The organism is Oleiphilus sp. HI0123 (assembly GCF_001635315.1).
This window is the reverse complement of sequence record NZ_LWGE01000552.1, coordinates 1-1,132: the sequence shown is the minus strand read 5'-3', so window position 1 is coordinate 1,132 and position 1,132 is coordinate 1. Positions and strand designations below refer to the sequence as shown.

The following is a 1,132-nucleotide window of genomic DNA, read 5'->3' as shown; positions in this document are numbered from 1 at the left end:
GCATTACGGCTTTTGGGCAATAGTGGTTCAGCAAGAAGACTGGCTCAAAGCCTTCCAACGCGCCCGCGCTCATGTCAAAACACTAGTACTACCTGATTACCAGAGAGCACCTCACATCACTTTATCTGCTTGCGGACTGGTGGATCCTGCTCACTTCTGCGAAGAGAAGCTCGCCCGGCAAATCAGAGCGCTTGAAGAATTAAAGCTTTCGCCCTTTTCTCTAGAAAGCCTAGGCCTAGACAGTTTCGAGACAGCCCCCTACCTTTCGATAAACAAGCACCCTCTTCTTCTAAAGATACGCGGTACACTGGAATCTATCTGTCAGGATAATCCCGCACGCGACTACCACCCTCATCTTACTTTGGGCTTTTATAAACAGTCGTACTCACTCAGCACCTTACAGCGCCACTTATCAGGCTATACACAGCCAGTCCTCCCAAGTCTAAGCGTACAAAGCCTATGCTACTGCACCTATCAGACCAAAGAAATCCAGGGAAACATCACAATAAGACACAAGCTCCCGCTTTCATAACGCAATAACACTCTCACTTGACGCTGATAGCTCAAGAAAACCGATCTATCCCTAAGAATTATTCCTCCATTTTTACGGCGAAAATGCACAGTTATGCTATTTTTAAGGAGGGGCAAGCTTTAACGAAGCAATTATCGACGTCAGCACACTCCTGACACATATCAGTCAATTGCCTAGCCCCTAACCTCATTGAATAGCACTGGGCATATACTGACGTGGCAACAAACGTAAATGAATAAGCTAACTACATCACTATCCTTCAAGTTAGCGATACCAAGCATCCTTATTGGCACGATATTTTTGCTGTCCGTCTCGCTATTATTCTCTTATCACGCAGAGCGAACATTAGAGCGTGAAAGCAATATAATTGCCCAGCATATACAAGACACGCTACTTATCGCTAATGAAACCAATGCTAACACAGCTAATTTAAGGCGTATTGTTAAAGCCTTAACGGCACGAAATGACATGACCCGCTTGCTCCCGGTGGAACAGGCAAGTGGCATTATCAGCGCAGACAGCCAAGAAGAAAATATTGGCCAAAATGTTCATAATTCACTCGACAATGCCCAATTAGAAACCTAGAAGCGTTTCATCACA

2 protein-coding genes are annotated in these 1,132 nt (G+C 45.1%); both read left to right on the top strand.

Annotated features, from left to right (window positions below; genetic code table 11):
- Positions 1-532: 2'-5' RNA ligase family protein (locus A3761_RS05070; RefSeq protein WP_156491619.1), on the top strand; the 532-nt coding region annotated here is incomplete at its 5' end.
- Positions 533-763: 231 nt separating this feature from the next.
- Entirely contained in the window at positions 764-1,117 is a 354-nt protein-coding gene (locus A3761_RS05065) for a hypothetical protein (RefSeq protein ID WP_068510086.1), read from the top strand.
- The last annotated feature ends 15 nt before the right edge of the window (positions 1,118-1,132 follow it).

Bases quoted from the DNA above. Each gene is read 5' to 3' on its own strand.
- A3761_RS05065 (WP_068510086.1), top strand. From the start codon at position 764: ATGAATAAGCTAACTACATCACTATCCTTCAAGTTAGCGATACCAAGC.